At 33.1% G+C, this 15,204-nt stretch carries 19 protein-coding genes; 8 read left to right on the top strand and 11 right to left on the bottom strand.

What is annotated here, in order from left to right; translation table 11 throughout:
* Positions 1-11 precede the first annotated feature (11 nt).
* Positions 12-329 carry an MmcQ/YjbR family DNA-binding protein gene (locus tag EV144_RS07755; RefSeq protein WP_134147722.1) on the top strand — a complete coding sequence of 106 codons (318 nt, stop codon included), beginning with the start codon at positions 12-14 and terminating at the stop codon, positions 327-329.
* Positions 330-382: 53 nt separating this feature from the next.
* Here EV144_RS07755 and EV144_RS07750 read toward each other — a convergent pair whose 3' ends face one another.
* The 8 genes from EV144_RS07750 to ahcY all read right to left on the bottom strand — a co-directional run bounded on the left by EV144_RS07750 (position 383) and on the right by ahcY (position 5,835).
* Positions 383-991 (bottom strand): alpha-ketoglutarate-dependent dioxygenase AlkB family protein, encoded by a 609-nt coding sequence (locus EV144_RS07750; protein WP_134147720.1) that lies wholly within the window; start codon positions 989-991, stop codon positions 383-385.
* A complete protein-coding gene (locus EV144_RS07745) occupies positions 978-1,223 on the bottom strand; it encodes an Ada metal-binding domain-containing protein (protein WP_134147719.1) in 246 nt (81 codons plus the stop codon). The genes EV144_RS07750 and EV144_RS07745 overlap by 14 nt, the downstream gene beginning before the upstream one ends.
* A gap of 147 nt (positions 1,224-1,370) precedes the next feature.
* Positions 1,371-2,084 (bottom strand): 2OG-Fe(II) oxygenase, encoded by a 714-nt coding sequence (locus EV144_RS07740; protein WP_134147717.1) that lies wholly within the window; start codon positions 2,082-2,084, stop codon positions 1,371-1,373.
* Between the two features lie 129 nt (positions 2,085-2,213).
* The gene (locus tag EV144_RS07735) at positions 2,214-3,065 is read right to left on the bottom strand and encodes a bifunctional helix-turn-helix domain-containing protein/methylated-DNA--[protein]-cysteine S-methyltransferase (RefSeq protein WP_134147715.1); all 852 of its coding nucleotides are present in this window, start codon (positions 3,063-3,065) and stop codon (positions 2,214-2,216) included.
* Positions 3,066-3,274: 209 nt separating this feature from the next.
* The gene (locus EV144_RS07730) at positions 3,275-3,463 is read right to left on the bottom strand and encodes a hypothetical protein (RefSeq protein ID WP_134147713.1); all 189 of its coding nucleotides are present in this window, start codon (positions 3,461-3,463) and stop codon (positions 3,275-3,277) included.
* 9 nt (positions 3,464-3,472) lie between these two features.
* The gene (locus EV144_RS07725) at positions 3,473-3,805 is read right to left on the bottom strand and encodes a DMT family transporter (RefSeq protein WP_134147712.1); all 333 of its coding nucleotides are present in this window, start codon (positions 3,803-3,805) and stop codon (positions 3,473-3,475) included.
* A gap of 211 nt (positions 3,806-4,016) precedes the next feature.
* Positions 4,017-4,301 (bottom strand): hypothetical protein, encoded by a 285-nt coding sequence (locus tag EV144_RS07720; protein ID WP_134147710.1) that lies wholly within the window; start codon positions 4,299-4,301, stop codon positions 4,017-4,019.
* Positions 4,302-4,518: 217 nt separating this feature from the next.
* Positions 4,519-5,835: an adenosylhomocysteinase gene (gene ahcY / locus EV144_RS07715; protein WP_134147708.1), complete on the bottom strand. Its 1,317-nt coding sequence runs from the start codon at positions 5,833-5,835 to the stop codon at positions 4,519-4,521.
* Between the two features lie 266 nt (positions 5,836-6,101).
* On the opposite strand from ahcY, the gene EV144_RS07710 reads away from it, so the two are divergent.
* Together EV144_RS07710 and EV144_RS07705 are read left to right on the top strand one after the other, a co-directional pair.
* Positions 6,102-6,752, top strand: a complete 651-nt coding sequence (locus EV144_RS07710) for a 4'-phosphopantetheinyl transferase family protein (RefSeq protein WP_134147706.1) — start codon at positions 6,102-6,104, stop codon at positions 6,750-6,752.
* Positions 6,753-6,899: 147 nt separating this feature from the next.
* A complete protein-coding gene (locus EV144_RS07705; protein WP_134147704.1) occupies positions 6,900-7,304 on the top strand; it encodes a DUF1761 domain-containing protein in 405 nt (134 codons plus the stop codon).
* 107 nt (positions 7,305-7,411) lie between these two features.
* On the opposite strand, the gene EV144_RS07700 is transcribed toward EV144_RS07705, so the two are convergent.
* From EV144_RS07700 to EV144_RS07690, 3 genes are all read right to left on the bottom strand, one after another.
* Positions 7,412-7,822 (bottom strand): group III truncated hemoglobin, encoded by a 411-nt coding sequence (locus tag EV144_RS07700; RefSeq protein WP_134147702.1) that lies wholly within the window; start codon positions 7,820-7,822, stop codon positions 7,412-7,414.
* Entirely contained in the window at positions 7,819-8,106 is a 288-nt protein-coding gene (locus EV144_RS07695) for a hypothetical protein (protein WP_134147700.1), read from the bottom strand. The genes EV144_RS07700 and EV144_RS07695 overlap by 4 nt, the downstream gene beginning before the upstream one ends.
* Before the next feature lie 81 nt (positions 8,107-8,187).
* Positions 8,188-8,784, bottom strand: a complete 597-nt coding sequence (locus EV144_RS07690; RefSeq protein WP_134147698.1) for a Crp/Fnr family transcriptional regulator — start codon at positions 8,782-8,784, stop codon at positions 8,188-8,190.
* 92 nt (positions 8,785-8,876) lie between these two features.
* Between EV144_RS07690 and EV144_RS07685 the strand changes: the two genes are divergently transcribed.
* The 5 genes from EV144_RS07685 to EV144_RS07665 all read left to right on the top strand — a co-directional run bounded on the left by EV144_RS07685 (position 8,877) and on the right by EV144_RS07665 (position 15,168).
* Positions 8,877-9,605, top strand: coding sequence for a geranylgeranylglyceryl/heptaprenylglyceryl phosphate synthase (locus EV144_RS07685; protein WP_134147696.1), 729 nt, complete (start codon positions 8,877-8,879; stop codon positions 9,603-9,605).
* A gap of 16 nt (positions 9,606-9,621) precedes the next feature.
* The gene (pnuC, locus tag EV144_RS07680; protein ID WP_134147694.1) at positions 9,622-10,242 is read left to right on the top strand and encodes a nicotinamide riboside transporter PnuC; all 621 of its coding nucleotides are present in this window, start codon (positions 9,622-9,624) and stop codon (positions 10,240-10,242) included.
* Positions 10,206-12,320: a DUF4301 family protein gene (locus tag EV144_RS07675; RefSeq protein ID WP_134147692.1), complete on the top strand. Its 2,115-nt coding sequence runs from the start codon at positions 10,206-10,208 to the stop codon at positions 12,318-12,320. The genes pnuC and EV144_RS07675 overlap by 37 nt, the downstream gene beginning before the upstream one ends.
* The gene (gene arfB, locus EV144_RS07670; protein ID WP_134147690.1) at positions 12,320-12,724 is read left to right on the top strand and encodes an alternative ribosome rescue aminoacyl-tRNA hydrolase ArfB; all 405 of its coding nucleotides are present in this window, start codon (positions 12,320-12,322) and stop codon (positions 12,722-12,724) included. The genes EV144_RS07675 and arfB overlap by 1 nt, the downstream gene beginning before the upstream one ends.
* Positions 12,725-13,005: 281 nt before the next feature.
* Positions 13,006-15,168, top strand: coding sequence for a TonB-dependent receptor (locus EV144_RS07665; RefSeq protein ID WP_134147688.1), 2,163 nt, complete (start codon positions 13,006-13,008; stop codon positions 15,166-15,168).
* Positions 15,169-15,204: the final 36 nt, after the last annotated feature.

Here is a 15,204-nt window from a genome sequence, read left to right as displayed (position 1 = left end):
ACTGATAATTTATGGTTAGTATTGAAACTTTTAAAACTTTAGCTTTAGCGTTTCCCGAAGCAACAGAAGAACCGCATTTTGATAAAACTTCTTTCCGGATTAAGAAAAAAATATTCGCAACAATAGACGAGAAAAATAATAGAGGAGTTTTAAAATTTACCGAAATCGACCAATCTGTTTTTTGTGCATCAAGCGAAAATTTTTTCTATCCAATCCCAAATAAATGGGGAAAACAGGGCTGGACATTTGTTGATTTAGATAAAGTTCCACTTGAAATGTTTCAAGACGCTTTGGCTCTTTCTTACCATACTGTAGCGAATAAAAATTAACCGAGATAGACCTGACAGGTTTTTAAAACCTGTCAGGTCTAAAAAATAATATTCTACCTTACGATTGTTCTAAAGGTTAGATTAACACGAGGTTTAAGAGTAGTTTTTGTTGGAGGAAGCCGATGCAGCCAATGCGTTTGCGTAGTATCTTTCATAATTAATAAACTTCCGTGTTCCAGAATCAAGGAAACAACTTCTTTCGTTTCTTTATGTTTGAAAGCAAATTTACGTTCGGCACCAAAACTTACAGAAGCAATGGCTCCATTCTTTTTTAAATCTTTTTCGGCATCGCTGTGCCAGGCCATTCCTTCGTCGCCAGAGTGATATAAATTAAGCAGACAGGAATTAAAAGTTTCGCCGGTTTTCCTTTCTATAATAGTTTTCAAAGCCAATAATTCTGCTGTCCAAGGCAAAGCTTTCTTTGTGGTTTTAGAATACGTATATTCAAATTCATGATCGCCGTACCAAGCTACTTTTCGTTTCGTTAAAATCAGTTTTCCAAAAATAACAGCTTCGTCATTTTTCCAGTCAATTGTGGTTAGTAAATTTTCGCGATAAAAATCGGCATCTTCTCTGGAGAATACCTTTCCGTAATAATTTACCTTTCCGTCTTTTGGAAGCAGATTTGTAGATTCGTTTATTTCAGGATTAAATAAGTCCATTTTTCCATTTTTGATATTCGGTTTTCATACAATGCCCACAAGGTCTGAAACCATTTTGTTTTGCTTCATTTTCAGACAAAAAGAAAACCCGGTTTTCGCGTTTCATTCTTTTTCCCGAACTGCATTTTAGCGTTCCGTAGATTTTTAGTTTCCGGTTGCCACCAAAGCAAATTTCGCTTTTTTTAATTTGATTTCGAAGATCGAAATCTGAAATGTTGTTATGTCGAAGCATAATTATCATTTTTTTTATTGATTAGAATCTCGCAAAGACGCAGAGGCGCAAAGTTTTCTTCTAATGATTTGAATAAAGTCTAAGAAAGCTTAAAAAAATACAGTAGAGCAATTACCTTTGCGACTTCGCGTCTTTGCGAGAAATAAATTATGTCAAAGCATCATGAAAAATAATTCCCAAAGTATGACGCTCTCCCGAATGAATTTCACTAACTCCATGTTTCATGTTTACACGATAATATCCTTTTGAACCTTTTATTGGTCTAAAATTAGTTGTAAAAACAAGCATATCACCTTTTTTAGGTTTAAGCACAATCGCTTTAGATTGTGCGCGGGGCGTTTGCTGCGTCAGGACAAATTCACCTCCGGTAAAATCTTCATCAGGTTCGTTTAAAAAAAGCACGGTTTGAATAGGAAAATAAATGTCTCCGTATAAATCCTGATGAAGCGTATTAAAACCACTTTTGCCATATTTTAAAATTAAAACCGTTGCTTTCAATTGTTCATTTGCATGGCATTGTTCCAAAAGTTCGTCATGTGTATTCGGAAAAACAGTATTTATATTCAAAACTTTCATCCACGCATTTGCAATTGGTGCCAATTTAGGATAAACCGAAGTTCGAATTGTTTCTATTAAATCCGGAAGCGGATAATTGAAATATTTATACTCGCCCAAGCCAAAACGATAACGCTCCATAACAACCGTTTTACGGTATAAATTTGGGTTCGAATAATTTGCTTTTAAGTCCTCACATTGTTCGTTGTCAAGAAGATTTGGGATAATGGCAAAACCACTTTCGTGCATAGATGCAGTGATGCTGTCCCAATTAAGAGAAGCAATTTTAGATTGTATATTTTTCATGAATGTTTTTTAAATGGTGTTGTTTTTTGCCACGAATTGCACGAATTAACACAAATTTTTCTGCGTATTTTTTTTTAAAAATTAATTCGTGAACATTCGTGCAATTCGTGGCAAAAAAACCTGCGAATATTATATGTTGGGATTTGACTGAACGCCTTCCCAGCCTATTATAGCCGTTTTACGAGTGTTTCCCCACATATAACCGCCAAATGTTCCAGAAGATTGAATCACGCGGTGACAAGGAATTAAAAAAGCAACAGGATTACTGCCAATTGCAGTTCCAACAGCTCTTGATGCATTTGGTTTGTCAATTTGCTGTGCAATAGAGCCGTAAGTAGAAAGTTGTCCCATTGGTATTTTTAGCAATGTTTCCCAAACTTTTAATTGGAAATCAGTTCCTTTTAAGTGCAGTTTTATTTCAGATAATTTACTCCAGTCGTTTTGAAAAATAAATAATGCATTTTGTTGTGCTAAATCAAGTTTTCTATTGAATGTAGCATTCGGGAATTTATGTTTTAAATCTTCAAAACCAGTTGCTTCATTTTCGGCGAAAGCCATAAAACAAACTCCTTTTTCGGTAGAAGCTACAACAATATTTCCAAACGGACTTTCTGCAAAACTGTAATTTATAAAAAGATTTTTACCACCATTTTTGTATTCTGCCGGAGTCATGCCTTCGATATTTACAAATAAATCATGCAGACGGCTAGTGCCCGAAAGTCCGGTTTCGTATGCAGTTTCAGATAAAGTCGCCTGATTGTTCTCTTTTAATATTTTCTTGGCATGCTCTACACTTATATACTGCAAAAATTTCTTCGGACTTGTTCCTGCCCAATCTGTAAATAGTCTCTGAAAATGAAACGGACTCAAATGTACTTTCTCTGCAACCTCATCAAGATTAGGTTGTTCCCGAAAGTTGGTTTTGATATAATCAATCGCTTCTGCAATTCGATTATAATTAATGTTTTCCTGTGTGTTCATTTTGTATGATTTTATAATACAAATATCGGTCGGGTTTTGCGGTTATAAAATCCGAAACTTGCGGAAGTTTTTTTGTTTCAGGTTTCAGGTTTGTTTTGTTTCAGGTTATTTAACTAAACCTTAAACTCTAAACAAAAACTATAATTTCTTTTCTATTTTATAGTTGATTAATTCAACGTTATGACGGATATTTTTTTGTTCAGCTTTTACTATAAAACCTTTCTTTTCAAAAAAGGTTTTGCTGTAATACTGATATCCGAAGTTATGATTTTTGAGTTGTTTTTTCTGGCTTCAACTTCTAATTCATTATAATCGCTTTGGCAGATAGATTTAATGGTTTCTATATACAATTTTTGCATTTCTTCTAAATCTGAAAATACTGCGTTTCTGAAATTCATATTTTAAAATTAATGTGCAACAGTTTTAGAAAAAACATTTATAATGATAACTCCAATTATAATTAATGCCAGACCAATAATTGCTGGTAGATCTGGAATTTCTTTAAAGAAAACAGCACCAATAATGGTGATTAAAACAATGCCGACTCCAGACCAAATTGCATAAGCAAAGCCAACAGGAATAGTTCTTATCGCAAAACTTAAACAATAAAAAGCGCCGCAATATCCAATTATGGTAATAATGCTTGGAATGAGTTTAGTAAATTCTTCCGATTTTTTTAATGCCGTAGTAGCAATTATTTCGAAGATGATGGCTGCGAATAAAAATAAAAAATTCTTCATGTTTACTTTTTTTACAAAGGTAAACTTTAAAGTAGAACGAATTATTTTAGATTATCTTTTGTGGCAGAAACACTAATAAGTTTATAGCCGTTTTCTATTCTAAGAAACTCGAGTTCATCTTGTCTGCGATCAGTTTTGCTTTTGGGATTGATTACAATACTTTTTACCAGATATTTCGAACGATTATATTTTCGAATTTGTGAGCAATTATTTATCTAAGATGGATTTCTAATTCATTATTTTTTGCTTCATCAAAGCAATCGGCGCATAGTGTTTTAAAATCTGCTAATTCCTGAAATGTATCTGTCCATTCTTCTCCATTATCGAGAAGATATTGTTCGCATGAAGTACACCAGGCAATTTGAGGAAGATTTCCTTCGGCTTCTGAATAATAGAAACCAACTTTTTCTTTTTCGTCTATTGCCATTGCAATGTGAATACATGAAAATGACATTTCTTTTGAGCCATGTATGTCACATAAAATTTTTTCTATCATTTTCTATTGTTTAAAAAGCTTTAAGTTCAAATTTAAAATTATAAAATAAAAAAGCTTCAAATGTCTTGTTAAATTAACTCGTTCTTGATCTACGTGAGCGTGGCACGTCCGGATTAATTTTAAATTAAAAAAAAGAAACCCGAAAGATTTTAAATCTTTCGGGTTTGAATATATAAATCAAAGAAATCTGAAATCTAAACTCAGAAATCTAAAATTATTAATATCTGTAGTATTCTGGTTTGAATGGACCTTGAACCTCAACACCAATGTAAGCAGCTTGGTCGTCACGTAAAACTTCCAATTCAACTCCTAATTTAGCTAAGTGTAAGGCAGCAACTTTTTCATCTAAATGTTTTGGCAACATGTAAACGTCATTGTTGTAAGCAGCGCTGTTTTTCCATAATTCGATTTGAGCCAAAGTCTGGTTTGTAAATGAGTTACTCATTACAAAACTTGGGTGACCTGTAGCACAACCTAAGTTTACTAAACGACCTTCAGCAAGAATGATGATATCTTTTCCAGCGATAGTATATTTGTCAACTTGTGGTTTGATTTCGATTTTAGATGCACCGTGGTTTTTGTTTAACCAAGCCATATCAATTTCGTTATCAAAGTGTCCGATGTTACAAACAACAGTTTTGTCTTTCATTTGCTCGAAATGACTTCCAAGAACGATATCTTTATTTCCTGTAGTTGTAATGATGATATCAGCATTAGCAATTACAGTGTTTAATTTTTTAACTTCATAACCGTCCATTGCAGCTTGTAAAGCACAAATTGGATCAATTTCAGTAACTGTTACAATAGAACCTGCACCTCTGAAAGAAGCAGCAGTTCCTTTTCCAACATCACCGTATCCACAAACGATAACTCTTTTTCCAGCTAACATTAAGTCAGTTGCACGACGTACAGCATCTACAGCAGATTCTTTACAGCCGTATTTGTTATCAAATTTAGATTTAGTAACAGAATCGTTAATGTTGATTGCAGGCATTGGAAGAGTTCCAGCTTTTACTCTTTCGTAAAGTCTGTGTACACCAGTTGTAGTTTCTTCAGAAAGACCTTTAATTCCAGGAACCAATTCTGGGAAACGATCGATAACCATGTTTGTTAAATCTCCACCATCATCCAAAATCATGTTTAATGGTTTTCTGTCTTCACCAAAAAATAAAGTCTGCTCAATACACCAGTCAAATGATTGCTCATCAAGACCTTTCCATGCATATACAGAAATTCCAGCAGCAGCAATAGCAGCAGCAGCCTGATCCTGAGTAGAGAAAATGTTACAAGAAGACCAAGTAACTTCTGCACCAAGAGCGATTAAAGTTTCGATCAAAACTGCAGTCTGGATTGTCATGTGAAGACATCCTGCAATACGAGCACCTTTTAGAGGTTGTTCGTCTTTGTATTCAGCACGAAGTGCCATTAAACCTGGCATTTCAGCTTCAGCCAATTCAATTTCTTTTCTTCCCCAAGCCGCTAGAGAAATGTCTTTTACTTTGAAAGCCACATATGGCGTAGTTGTAGTACTCATTTATATTATATTTGTAGAATTGTAAAATTTTTGCAAATTTACGTAATAACTTTAAAACTTTGCTAATTTCTGTAAGATTTGTGAAATGTTTAATCGCTTAATCTTTTGTACCTTAGATAAATGTTTTGTTTGCTTAAACCATATAAGTGATAGAAGTTCATTTAATGTTTGTTTATGCTTACTTAAATTGACTTATTCACTTATATGGTGGAATAATTTCTGCGAAAACCATTCATAACTCACAATTTATAATTATAACTAAAAAAATGCCTTTATTTCAAACCATACAATGCAATGACAATACCCGAATTTTAATTTGGGAAATAACAGAATCTTTTGATGAATTGCGAAGCAAAGTTGTCCTGAAAGAGAAAACGCAATTACGATTGGATGGAATGAAATCTGAAATGCATCAGCGTGCTTTTTTGAGCGTACGAATGCTGATTCAGGAAATGGGTTTTACGGATAAAGATTTGCATTATGACGAATTTGGAAAACCTTATTTTGATTGTCATAATTTTATTTCGATAACGCATTCGTATCATTTTGCGGCAATAATCATTAGTGATGAAACTGTCGGAATTGATATGGAATTGCAGCGTGAGAAAATTATCAGAATTGGCGATAAATTTACCGACTACGAATGCAATTACTTAAAACCTGATTTTTCTGAGGAATATGTCAAAAAACTGACCGTAATCTGGGGAGCTAAAGAAGCAATTTTTAAAATTAGAAATGAAAAAGGAATTAGTTTTAAAGACCATATTCAGATCGAGGCTTTTTCTTTAGACGAAAGTCAAACTCAGGCGAGTCTTCATTTTGATAATTTGGTTAAGGATTTTGATGTTCATTACAAGGAAATTCAATCGGAGAATTCTGAAGATAAGTTTACTTTGGTTTTTGCTTTCGAGAAATAAATCTAATTAAATTTCAAAATAAAAAAAATCCAAATTTCAATTTTTTGGATTTTATTAGAAAGTGATAGTTATTGTTTTGTGAATTTTTTCTGATATTAAAATATAAATATCGTAACTTTAATAATCTGATTTTTAAATATTTATATTATGGAAGGATGTAATGTTTTAGCAATATTAGTTTCGGCGCTTGTAAGTTTTGCCATTGGTTTTCTTTGGTTTACTGTTTTATTTAGAGCTCCTTACATGAAAGGAGTAGACAAAACACAAGAAGAACTCGCAAAAGGTCCGTCTATGGCACTTTCTTTTGCGATACAAATAGGCGCAAACTTAGTTCTCGCATTTGTTTTAGCCTGGCTTATAAATAGTCTTCAATACGAAACAATTTCTCAGGGAATACAATTAGCGTTTTTAGTCTGGCTAGGATTTGTAGTCTCGATTATTGGACCGATTTATGCTTTTGAAGCCAAATCATTTCAGTTTTTTATGATTATTGTTTTTGGATATTTGGCTTCTATTTTGGCAACAGCGATTATATTGAGTTTGTGGAAATAATCATTTCTTGTCATTGCGAGGAACGAAGCAATCTCATTTGGATATACACGTTGTGTTATTGTTGGTGAGATTGCTTCGTTTCTCGCAATGACGAAATAAGCTGTTAATTATAAATCCGGATTAGCCTCCGCCAATTTTTTTCGATGCTCAAACATACTCATAAAAAGAAACGTTCCCATTTTTCTGGCGCGTCTTTTTAAAGTTTCTACATTTTCACCTTCAAAGTGTTCTTCCAAAGTCTGAAACCAATAGTTAAGCCAGATTCCAAATTCATTTGATGTGATTTTACCTTCAAAATGCTCATCAACATTATTGTGCACCGCATGAGGGTTTCCTTTGTATTTTTTAACTGCAAATAAATTGGTTTCCCAAAAATCTGTCAATTTTTCCAGATGCGCATCCCAGTCTTTTATCATCGTATTAAAATAAAAACCAATTTCTTCATCGGTTCTTATTTTAGCATAGAACTGATGTACTAAAAAAGCAACATCAGCTCTGTTTTCTATCTGCTTTCTCATATTAAAGTATTGTTGATAATAATAAACAAGGTACTAAAAAATACGCTCGTTAAAATCAAATTAAAAACTGTTTTATGGCTCATTTGTGCCAGAATAGAAGTGTTGGCAAACATATTTGTAAATACGATAATTGCCAATTGAATCATTTGTGTTGCAGATGTTCCGTTTGTTAATACAAACATTGCTGCGGTAGCTCCCAGACAGCTTTGTCCAATTACTGCCATCGTAGCAGAACCAATGTAACTTTTATTGAAATTTTCGAATGTTGTGTTATAAAGTGTCATGATATATAGTGTTTTATAAGGCAAATTTACCACCACAATACACTACAGTTTTATGACTTAAATCATAAAACAAGAACTTTTTTATCGATATACTTTTCTGTTAATTATCTTTAGTACCCCTTTCTTTTCCAGAGCTTTAATAGTTCTAATCACCGTTTCTACACGTAAACCAGTCAGGTCGCCAATTTGTTGTCTGGTAAAATTAATGAGATAACCATTTTGGTCTTTTTTAAAATTAAAATATGCAATTCCGTGATCAATCAATTTTAATACTCGATGCTCTGGTTCTTGTGTAGACATTTCGGCCGCCATAACCGATTTGTAATACAAACGCTGCGCCAGATTTTCGATGATTTTTAGGCTTATTACGGGATTTTCTTCCAGCAATCGCATAAAGTTTGGTCTGGAGAGATAAAGTATTTCAGAATCTTCTACAGCAACGGCGCTTGCAGGATAATTTTGATTTAAAAATAAAGGAGGTTCTCCAAAAGATTGATTTTTATAAAAAATACCCTGAATAAATTCCCGCCCGTCATCGTTATAATTATTCATTTTTATTTCGCCCGAAATAATTTGATAGTAATTTGCGGGCAGTTTACCTTCCTCAAAAATGATAGAAGTTTTGTCGTAAACTTTCTTCAAAGCCCCGTATTTTTCTAACAGTTCAATTGCGATCATAAATTTGTCTTTTAATATTCAAGTGGGCACACAAATATAATTGATTCAAAATAGTTCTTCTGCATTAAAAAACTTTTACTTTTACGCCCGCTATGAGACAAAAAATACTCAATATATACCAACAGATTGTTGAAGCTAAGACTGAAAAGCGAAAGCTTCTAGCTATTCTTTTGGATCCGGATAAAATTGTCTGGGAAAATTTAGAACATCTGCTCCTTAAAATAAACCAATCTCCCGCCACACATATATTTGTTGGAGGAAGTATTGTGGAGGCAGATATTTTAGATGAATTGCTTATAGAGTTAAAACAAAAAACAAATTTGCCCGTTGTAATTTTCCCGGGAGATCCGTCGCAGATTTCACCTCAGGCAGATGCTATTTTGTTCTTGTCTTTATTGTCTGGCCGTAACCCGGATTATTTAATTGAATATCAGGTTCAGGCAGCACCAATTCTTAAAAAAACAGATCTGGAAATTATTTCAACAGGTTATATTTTGATAGAAAGCGGTAACGAAACAGCAGTGGCAAGAGTTAGCAAAACACAGCCTTTAGATCGTGAAGATTTTGATTTGGCTTTGGCAACAGCACAAGCCGGTGAAATGTTAGGTAACAAATTGGTGTATTTAGAAGCAGGAAGCGGAGCAAAAAAGGCAGTTCCGCTGGAAATGATAGCGTTAATATCTCAAAATATTCAAATTCCTATTATTGTTGGCGGAGGAATTGTAGATTTGCACGGAATTGAGAGCGCGCATAAGGCAGGTGCAGATTTGGTGGTGATAGGAACAGCTTTTGAAAATAACAGCCATTTTTTTGAATCATAATTAAAAATCAGCCCCAATGATAGATTTTTTTCTAGACAGTTACAAGAACGCACCGCTATGGCATATTGCTTTAGAATTTTTAGTTTTTGTTTGTGGTATTCTAAGCGTTTGGTTTGCTAAAAAAGAAAATATCTGGGTATATCCTACAGGATTAATTGCTACTGTAATATCGGTTTATCTTTTGTATATTGCTGGCTATATTGGTGATATGATTATTAATGGATATTTTTCTATTATGAGCATATATGGCTGGTATGTGTGGGCAAAAGGAGGAACTGTAGAGGAGAATTTACCAATTACGAGAACAAGTTTTAATGAAAAAATCATCGGAATTTTATTGTTTGTCGTAACTGTATTTGTGGTTTTCGGGATTTATAAATATTTTGATTACGAAATCAAAAAAGACAATTATGTCGATATGGTTTCGTCTGGAATATTTTTTGCAGGAATGTGGTACATGGCCAGGAAAAAAATCGAAAACTGGACACTTTGGATTATTGGCGACATTATTGTAGTGCCTCTTTATGCTTATCGCGGCTTAGGGATGCTGTCACTTCAGTATTTAATTTTTACAATTTTGGCTATTTCAGCTTATTTAGAATGGAGAAAAATCTTAGACAGCAAAAAACATCTATAATAAAAATTGCTTTATTTGGACCTGAAAGTACAGGTAAAACAACTTTAGCAAAACAGCTTGCAGCTCAATACGAAACCGAGTGGGTTCCCGAGTTTGCACGCGATTATTTACAGCAAAAATGGGAAGAGAATCAGCATATTTGTACTGCCGATGATATGATGCCTATTGCTTACGGTCAAACTGCATTAGAAAACGAAAAATTGGCTACGGCATCAAAATATCTGTTTTCTGATACCAATTTAATGGTAACTAAAGTTTTTTCTGAAATGTATTACGGTTTCTGCGATCCACATTTAGATAAAGCGGCTTTAGAACATGAATACGATTTGTTTTTCCTGACAGACATTGACGTTCCTTGGGAAAAAGATGATATTAGGGATACTCCTGATGGAAGAGAAACTGTTTTTTCTGTTTTCAAACAAACTTTAATTGATGCTAAAAAACCTTTTATAACACTTTCCGGAAACGAAGAAAGTCGTTTAGCAAAAGCAACTGCTATTGTAGATAATCTTGCTATTGCTAAAGAACGTGGTTTTTCTTCTGAAGATTTTGTGCAGTTATACAATCATGGAGTTTCTTTTGAAAATGTTTTTAAACAATTAAAAATATTAAAAAAAGGAATTGCAAAAAGTAATTTAATAAGTCCGGCAACTATAAACAATGGAATTTTAAGTTTGTCTGAAACTGATTTTGAAGAAAAAGCGCTTTTTTACGACAATCAGAAAGAACATTTAAAAATAAACAAATTTGTTCCCGCTTCTGGAGCAGCAACAAGAATGTTTAAGTTTTTGAAGACTTTTTTGAATGAATTTGATATTGATACCGAAACTATAAACGCCTATATTAATAGAAAGAAAAATAAAGAGCTGCCTATTTTTATTGTAGCAATGGAGAAGTTTGCTTTTTTTAAAGCAGTAGATAAAAAACTAAAGACACTTTACCCTGACTTTGATGCCTTAGACAGAAATTACAAAAATTACTATTTTATAAAAGAAATATTGTCTTTGGGGCAATTTGATTTTGCAAATAAGCCTAAAGCAGTATTGCCATTTCATAAATACAAAACACATATTGCAAATCCAATTGAGGAACATTTGAACGAATGTGTTCACTATGCTTGTGCAAATAACGTTTCTAATCTGCATTTTACAGTTTCAGAAATACATCAGGATCTATTTGAAGAAGCTGCTAAACAAGTAAAACATAAAGTAGAAAGCGATTCTAATACTCAAATTAATATAAGCTATTCTTATCAATGTAAGAGTACCGATTCTATTGCTATTGATGGCAAAAATAAATTCGTGAGAGATCAAGATGGAATGCTTGTTTTTAGACCAGGCGGACATGGAGCGTTGATTAAAAATCTGCATGAACTTGATGGTGATATTATTTTCATTAAAAACATTGATAATGTAATTCAGAATCATATAGATCAAATTACATTGTATAAAAAAGGTTTAGCAGGTATTTTATTAGAAATACAGCAAAAAGTTTTTAGTTATCTACAAGCGATCGATAATCAAGAAATTACAGAAAATAATATTGATGAAGTTGTTTCCTTTCTAGAACAGGAACTAAACATAAAAATCACTGAGGATTTAAGCAAATTTACTTTCGAAAATAAAATCAATAAAATTAAAGATTTGCTGGATAGACCAATCAGAGTTTGCGGAATGGTTAAAAATGAAGGTGAACCAGGCGGAGGTCCGTTTTGGGTAATGAATGAAAAAGGTCATGTTTCGCTGCAAATTGTTGAAACCTCTCAAGTAGATATAGAAAATAAAAAACAAGCCAAAATTTTAACTCAGGCAACACATTTTAATCCAGTTGATTTGGTTTGCGGTATCAAAAATTATAAGAATCAAAAATTTGATCTGAATGAATTTGTAGATCATACAACAGGATTTATTGTAGAAAAAAGTGCTGACGGAAAAGTGGTAAAAAGCTACGAACTTCCAGGATTATGGAATGGAGCGATGGCAAATTGGCTAACTGTTTTTGTTGTGGTTCCGTTGATAACATTCAACCCGGTTAAAACGGTAAACGATTTATTAAAACCGGCACATCAGCCTCAATAATGGAAAGCGAGAAAATCATATCAGAATTAAGCTTTAAAGCCGTTAGGAGCAGTGGCGCCGGCGGACAAAATGTAAATAAAGTCTCTTCAAAAGTAGTTTTGTCTTTTGATTTGAATGCTTCTCAATCTTTATCTGAAGAAGAAAAAGCTTTACTTCAAATGAATTTAGCGGCACGTTTGACATCAGAAAATATTTTGATTCTGAATTGTGATGAAGATCGAAGCCAGCTTAAAAATAAGGAGATTGTTGTAAAGCGTTTTTTAGAAATCATAAAAAAAGGATTGTTTGTGCCTAAAATTCGTAAAGCAACCAAAATTCCAAAATCAGTTATCAAGAAACGAATTAAAGACAAAAAGAACGTTTCTGAAATTAAACAATCAAGGAGAAAACCTAATTTCGAATAAATCAATTTTCAAGTTCCAAATTCCAACAAAGAATTACTAAAAAGTGAATTTTTGGAATTTGGAATTTGTTTTTTTGGAGTTTGATTTTTTAGCCTTACATTTGCCCTGTCTCAAAGGGGTGCTCTAAATAACGAGCTGAGATCATACCCAAAGAACCTGAGCGAGTAATGTCGCTAAGGGAAAAAACGACAAATTTTAGCGTGCACACTATATTTTGTCGTGAAACAATTTTATTAATTTAACAAAGAATAATTCCCCCTTTTATTCGTAATTATTTACGAATGAAAACTTTTTTTAAAGGTACTGAGGTACTAAGCTACAAAGGTTCTAAGGTTTTAAAACTGGACGCAACCAAATCTATTTTCTTTATTCTATTTTCTTTATTCTTTTCTCTGTCTTCTAATGCACAGGTAAAAGATTCTACCAAAGTAAATTCTCTTGATGAGGTTTTGGTTTCTGCAGTTCGTGTTACTACAAAAACACCTGTTTCTTTTAGTAATTTGAATAAAAAAGACATCAAATTTAGAAATCTGGGACAGGATATTCCAATTCTGATGAATTACCTTCCGTCTGTTGTAACGACTTCTGATGCAGGAAACGGAATGGGTTATACCGGAATCAGAGTCCGCGGAAGTGATGCTACAAGAGTTAACGTTACGATTAACGGAATTCCGTACAATGATGCAGAAAGTCAGGGAACTTTTTGGGTAAATATGCCCGATTTTGCTTCTTCTGTAGAAAGTTTACAATTACAGCGTGGTGTGGGAACTTCGACTAACGGCTCTGGAGCTTTTGGAGCAAGTTTGAATATGCTGACCGATAATTATGCTTCTAAAGCAAATGGTGAAATTTCGAATTCTTACGGAAGTTTCAATTCTCACAAACATACCGTAAAATTTAGTACAGGTTTATTAAACGATCATTTTGAACTTGCCGGACGTTTGTCTACAATAAAATCTGACGGTTATGTAGACAGAGCAAGTTCTGATTTAAAATCATATTTTCTGCAAGGAACTTATGTTGGAAAAACGACTTTAATTAAAGCTTTGGTTTTTGGTGGAACAGAAAAAACATACCAATCCTGGAACGGAATTGATGCTGAAACTTTAAATTCAAATCGTACTTTTAATTCGGCAGGAATGTACACAGATGAATTTGGAAATGTTCGTTTTTATGACAATGAAACCGATAATTACAAACAAGATCATTATCAATTACATTGGAGTGAATCTGTTTCTGATAAATGGAGTACCAACTTAGCTTTTCATTATACAAAAGGAAAAGGGTATTACGAAAATTATAAAGAAGATGCCGACATGGCCGATTATAATTTAAATCCTGTAGGAGCAATTACAACCACCGATTTAATTCGCCAGAAATGGTTAGATAATGATTTTTACGGAACTACATTTTCTGCAAAATACAAAGATGAAAAACTGGATGTTATTTTTGGAGGAGGCTGGAACAAATATGAAGGCGATCATTACGGAAAAGTAATTTGGGCAAGATATGCTTCTCAATCAGAATTGGGCGATCATTATTACGATGATTTCTCAACTAAAACGGACGGGAATATTTTCGCGAAAGCAAATTATCAATTCACAGAAAAATTAAGTTTTTACGGAGATTTACAATACAGAAGAGTAGGATATAAAGCAAACAGTTATGAAACTGGAGTTGTAGATGATACTTTTAATTTCTTTAATCCAAAAGCTGGTTTAAACTACGAAATCAATCAAAAAAATACATTATACTTTTCTTATGCAAGAGCCAATCGTGAACCAAACAGAACCGATTACGAAGGTGGAAATGTAAAACCGGAAAAATCAAACGATTTTGAGTTAGGCTGGAGATTCAATTCAGAGAAATTTCAATTGAATTCTAATGTTTATTATATGGCATACAAAGATCAATTGATCTTAACCGGAAGATTAGACGATGTAGGTTCGCCAATTCGTTCAAACAGCGAAAAGAGTTATCGTTTAGGTCTTGAGGTTGATGCGACAATTGCACTTTCAGAAAAATTTATTCTTAGACCAAACTTTACATTAAGCAGTAATAAAAATGTTGATTTAGCGGTAGAAGGTCAAAACTACGGAACAAAGGATATTGCCTATTCACCAGCTGTTATTGCAGGAAATATAATTGTTTACAGCCCAATTAAAAGTTTGCATCTTTCTTTACTGCAAAAATTTGTTGGCGAACAATACATGAACAATATTGAATTACCGGAAGCAAAACTGGCAGATTATTTTGTAAATGATTTTAATGCGTCTTATGAGATTAAACCCAATTCAATTTTTAAATCTATTATCATAACAGGTTTGGTAAATAATTTTTTAGATAAAAAATATGTTTCAAACGGAGCCATGTATGATATTTATCCATACTATTATCCACAGGCAGGAATTAATTTCCTGGTAGGATTAACACTGAAATTTTAATATATCCTGAAAATAAAAAAAGCCTGAAAGTTTTAA

Source organism: Flavobacterium sp. 270 (assembly GCF_004368785.1).
GTDB lineage: Bacteria > Bacteroidota > Bacteroidia > Flavobacteriales > Flavobacteriaceae > Flavobacterium.
Note: the sequence above shows the minus strand (reverse complement) of the source record. Positions and strands in the feature narration are given on the sequence as shown.